Annotated in this window: 2 protein-coding genes; both read right to left on the bottom strand. The window is 41.6% G+C overall.

Annotation, left to right across the window (positions count from 1 at the left end):
- A partial coding sequence (locus ABJD64_RS24440; RefSeq protein ID WP_348176649.1) for an FG-GAP-like repeat-containing protein occupies window positions 1–4695 on the bottom strand: 4695 nt, incomplete at its 3' end.
- A 91-nt stretch (window positions 4696–4786) separates the two neighbouring features.
- Window positions 4787–5810, bottom strand: a 1024-nt coding sequence (locus ABJD64_RS24435; protein WP_348176646.1) for a T9SS type A sorting domain-containing protein, incomplete at its 5' end; no start/stop codon positions are given.

The following is a 5810-nucleotide window of genomic DNA, read 5'->3' as shown; positions in this document are numbered from 1 at the left end:
AACCGAATATTGGACAGAAGTAGTTTTGTTACCCTCACTGTCAGTTGCCTCAATATAAAATGTAAGGCCCAGGTCCCCGAACGCAGAATCGGTAAATGTCCCGGAATAATTATCCCCAGAGATGCTTATCGCTGTTGCTGTATAGTCCGTTTCAGACGTTTTTTTGGCAAAAATCTGAACATCTGAGAGATTTACGTTATCCGTTATAGTAGCTGTAATTGTATATCCACCTGATCCTATCAGATAAGAATCTGCCGCGATAACATTGGAGATAACAGGATGACCAAATACAGTGACTATAACCGTCCAGATTTTTGAAACATCACCATCTTCATTGGTCACTGTATACTTTACATGGCCAGAAAAGTCATTGGCAGTGGCTTCACTTACCTGAGCAGTTCCATCAATCTTTGCTGTTGATCCATCGGCAAGTGTAAATATTGCTATTAATGCCGTCACATCTGTTCCTTGAGCCACTTCTATATCAATAATTCCATTGATTACGTCAATGGTAGCAGGGCCGGTTTGTTCTGTAAAACCAAAGTCAAGGAATCCTGTTAAAGTGGTATTGTTTATGAATATAGAAACTGCGTTAAAATTTGCAACTGCCAAATCGTCCTTATTGTCTCCATTCAAATCACCAATTGCGACTGATTCTGAACTTGCGCCGAGTTCGTAGTGTACATTAGTATTATATCTTATTGTACCTTCATTTGGACTTGTATTCTTTAAGACCGCGACTGTATTACTATAGTTATTCGCGACAGCCAGATCTGGTTTACCATCACCATCTAAGTCTCCGATGGAAACAAATTGAGGGCCGGATTCGGGTATCGAATAATCAACTTTTTGGGCAAAATTGATATCATTCATACCTGCACTCGTATTTCTAAACAAAGAGATTGAATTGCCATCATGATTAGCCACAGCCAGATCAGTTTTACCATCCCCGTCCAAATCACCACTTGCAATAGAATAGGGACGAACTCCAGCTTCATAGTCCACCTTAGCTTCATAGCTGATAGTGCCCGCACCGGGGCTTGTATTTTTAAAAACCGAAACTGTGTTGCTACTACGGTTCGAAACGGCTAAATCAACTTTGCCGTCACTATCCATATCGGTAATAGCAATTGAAACCGGACCTATCCCAGTGTTGTATTCCAACTTGGTAGCAAAAATAACCACCCCAGCCCCGGTACTGGTATTACGAAATATCGACAACGTGTTACCCGAACTGTTTGCAACAACCAAATCAGCTCTTCCATCACCGTCTAAATCTCCAACTTGGATTGAATAGGGACGTAATCCCGTCAGGTAGTCTATCTTATCATCAAAACTGATGTTGCCGATGCCATTGGTCGTATTTCTTAATAACGAGATCGAGTTTCCGTCGTCATTGACTACGGCCAAATCAAGCTTACCATCGCCATCAAAGTCACCCATCGCAATCGCTTTGGGTCTGCTTCCCGTTGCATAATCATCTTTCTGAGCAAACTGAATGTCCTGAGCGTTTACGGTAGTATTCCTCAATATCGAAATATTATGAGTTTGTAAGTTTGCGGCCACCAAATCGGCCAGACCATCGCCATCCAAATCCCCTATGGCAATTGAAGATGGACTATTGGTAGTTGAAAAGTTCAGCTTGGAATCAAATGAGTTAACGTCGATGTTGCCTCCACCTGGAAAAGTAACCTCAAAGGGAGCTTTTGAGTAAGCAATTAAACTATTAGTAAGTACTGTGATTGGCCGGTAGCTAGCTCCTGCTGGTACAGTAACTGTCAGCTCTGTACCAGAAGCAGCTGTTACTTCGGCCCGTGTGGCTCCGAAAAAAACGATATTGTTGGCAGGAGTAGCGCTGAAGTTATTACCAGCAATAGCAACCGAGGTGCCAATAGGACCGCTTGCTGGTGTGAAGGAGGTGATGGAAGGAATGGGAGTAATAAAGGCATTCCTAAATACTGAAATTGTGTTGCTGCCATCATTCACTACTGCTACATCGGTCTTACCATCACCATTCAAATCTCCCGTCATCACTTTTTGGGGGTTGGTGCCAGTGACAAGATCAACATTGGTGGCATAACTAATTGTACCAATGTCAGTGCTTGTGTTCTTATATACTGACAACGACACGTCGCTATAATTAGAAATAACAAGGTCAGGCTTTCCGTCGCCATCAACATCACCAATAGTAACGGATCTTGAATTCAACGCTGTATTGTAATCCACTTTCGTGGCAAAACTTATGGTTCCAACATCTGTACCGGTATTCCTAAATATTGAAAACATGCCATAATCATTCGCCACTACCAAGTCAGGCTTTCCATCACCATCCAAATCACCCATTGCTACTGATTGTGGATTGGAGTCTAATCCAGTTGTGTGGTCTGCTTTAGCAGCGAAACTTATGGTTCCGGCATTTACACTTGAATTTCTAAACACAGAAACTGTACTATTTCCACCTGCTACAACAAGATCAGGCTTTTGGTCTCCATCTAAATCTCCAATTGCAACAGATCTTGGATTTGCTTCTGAAGAATAATCCTCTTTAAGTGCAAAACTGATTGTTCCGGGGCCTGTACTTGTGTTCCTGAATACAGAAATGGTATGATCATTAAAGTTTGCAACAGCTAGGTCAGTTTTACCGTCGTTGTCAAGATCCCCGATTGATACTGGCGATGGGCCATTACCTGTAGATAAATTCACTGCGTTGGCAAAGCTGATAGAACCCAACCCTGTGCTTGTATTCCTGAAAAGAGAAATGGTGTGATCCAAACTATTTACAACAATCAAATCTACTTTCGCGTCGCCATCAATATCACTTAGTACAACCGAATTCGGGTCTGATCCTGTTGCAAAATCCGTTTTGGAATCAAAACTTATATCATCACCATTCAAGCCAATGTTTCTGAAGATAGAAACAGTCTGGCTACCAGAGTTCGCAACAGCCAAATCTGGTTTTCCATCTTGGTCTATATCGCCAATTGAGAACGATTTTGGTGTTGTTCCCGTTGCAAAATCTACTTTTGCATCAAATGAATCTGCATCAACAGTGCCGTCTCCTTCGAAGGTCGTCATAAAGCGGTTTGATGAATAGGCAACAAGTCCGTTGACCAGAACAGTGATCGGTTTATAAGTGGCACCAAGTGGCACGACGACTGTTAGTGATTTAGTAGTAGCAGCCGAGACTTCGGCTTGCGTAGCTCCAAAGTACACTATGTTGTTGGCTGGAGTTGGGTCAAAGTAGGTACCGGTAATAGTAACCGTTGATCCAACAAGTCCGCTGCTTGGAGAGAAGCTATTGATAGTGGGCACTAAATTCTCTACACCAACTTCAAACAGTTGTGTTACTTCCGAAGCTGAGACGGCTCTTTGATATAGCCTAATGTCATCCAACTTTCCCTTAAAGTGTCTGATATCTAAATCTCCCCATCTTCCCAATGCCGTAATTGTGGAAATGGTCCCTGTGGTTGAGTTATAAGGGTCTGTGTCTGTCTGAGCTACCCCATCGACATAAAGCCTCATCCCATCTGTTGGGTCAACGGTTGCAACAATATGATGCCAGCTAGAATTCGCCCATGTGTTGGAGTTTGAATATACATCATGTATGACTCCGTCCCCGTCTTCAATGCTAAACCTTAGTTTTCCGGGAGTTGGATTGTTGGCTATCGCTGGAGTAAATGAAATTGTAAATTCATAAGGTTGTACAAGGGCCTCGCCATTGTTTCTAGCAATAAGTGTAATAAAATCTGTTAATGATCCGTCAATTATGTCATCTGTTTGAAACCAGAGTGATATAGTTCTCAAATCATTCCCGGCATTTGAACCCATGTCGAGGTAGTCATTTTCTCCATCAAATTGATATGCATTTCCTTCAATGCTAAATCTATCCACAGTGCTTGTTATCCCAAACCCCGAACCATGGTACTCATTGCCAGAATAGTCATTGGCATTTCCATTTAGTGGGTAGTAAGCCACTGGTCCGCTATCTTCATTGTATAAATCCGCACGTTCACTAGAGGTAATAGCTCTATCGTAAATTCGAATGTCGTCTATTATTCCCTCAAATTTCCTGTCCCAAAGTACATCACTGTGATGTACTGCTCCAATTACGAAATTGGTGTTACTATTGCCCGATTTCATGGTTGCCGTAATTGATGTTTCCGAGACAAGCACCTGATCAACATACATTTTGATCTTCCCATCATCGGCAATAACTAATACATGTTGCCAAGATGTATTATATACGGTGCTTACTACGTCTGTTGACTCAAACGCCCCATTATGATAAGCTTCAAAGGTGAGGGTAGTTGCAGGATTGTTATCAAGAAAGAGTAAATAAAACCTCCTGTCTTGAGTAGCAATATGTCTGCTCAAAATAGCCTGCAAAACACTTAGATTTGTATTATCAGGTTTTATCCAAACGGAAATTGTATACTCCGGGTATTTTTCCATATCAAAAATTGTTGAGGCTCCACAATCAATATAGCCGTTGCCATTGAATGCATAAGCCGAATTACTGTTTCCAAAACGATCTGCAGTTAAGCTTGCTCCAACTACATTTCCATGAAGGGCATTGGCCGACTCATCGTTGGCATTACCTGAAAAAGGGTAGTATGCCACATAATCAGTCGGTTGTGCGACCAAACTATACGCTGTAATCATCAAACTCAATGCAAGAAAATATAACCTATTCATACCAGTACTTCATCGCCGATTCTCAAACTGCCACTATATTATATATCCTTTTTTTGATTTTGTCAACATCATCATTTGGGTCTTTGGTCCGTTACTTATTATAAAGAATTCTTTTATTCACTCGTTGAACTCCTGTATCGGAGGTCAAAGTCACTTGCATCAGATAGGCGCCTGCTTTAATTGCCGTTTTCACCTCATTCTTCATGTTAATATTAAATTCATGATAGCCCGCTGACAGCTTATTTCCAAATGACTGATAGACTTCTTTCCCCAAGATATTGTATAATTTGATCTGTACTGTGCCATTCGGGTCATCTATGGACAAAGGAAGTGTAATCCAATGGCTAAATGGATTGGGGAAAGGGTCTCCAATAAAATTGGTGCCTATTTTTAGGTATTCTGACAGTTTGTTCTTTGCAGCATAAAATAATTTGAAATTATGACTTTCTTCTTCGAATTTGAATTGATAGAAACTCCGTCTACTCATATCGACTATCTTATAATTCTTGACGTCTAAGAGCATCAGGCCATGCCCCGAATCTTCAAGACCTTTGTTGTCCCATTCCAATGTGGTTAGTTCTCCAACCAGATTGCTGTTGACCATGAAGTCCCAGGTATAATCCTGAGCAATCGGGACTGCACTTTTGGTTATTCCATGTTGGAAAGAAATATCCAGATAACTCGACAACCTGGGTAGCCTTTGCCAATCGTAAGGGTCCTTCCCTACCTCTGCTCCTTCTTTCATAGAAATACTTGATACATCATAGGCTATGGTTTCATTCCGAATACTCAGACTAAAATCCCATTCTCCTGTACCAAAGTTTTGAAGGTCATTTTTCCGTTTTGCGATCCCGGACCTTCCCGATGAACTACTTTTTGCCGATACCGGAATTTGGATTTCCATGTCGGTCGATGAGTGCAACAGTGCCCCACCGTATTTGTTCAAGGTGGTCTGATCTGAATTGTACTGCCTGTTTGTGTAGGTGACCAATTTCTCTACGGTCCGGCCATTGTTTGCATTGTAATCTATCACGGCTTGCCAATCGATAGCAAACGGATATGGATTACCGATCATATTCCAGTCGTTGGCTCGCAATTGTATGGTAAATGGTTCA

This window comes from Reichenbachiella sp. (genome assembly GCF_039944555.1).
Lineage (GTDB): Bacteria > Bacteroidota > Bacteroidia > Cytophagales > Cyclobacteriaceae > Reichenbachiella.
This window is presented reverse-complemented; position numbering and strand designations above follow the sequence as displayed.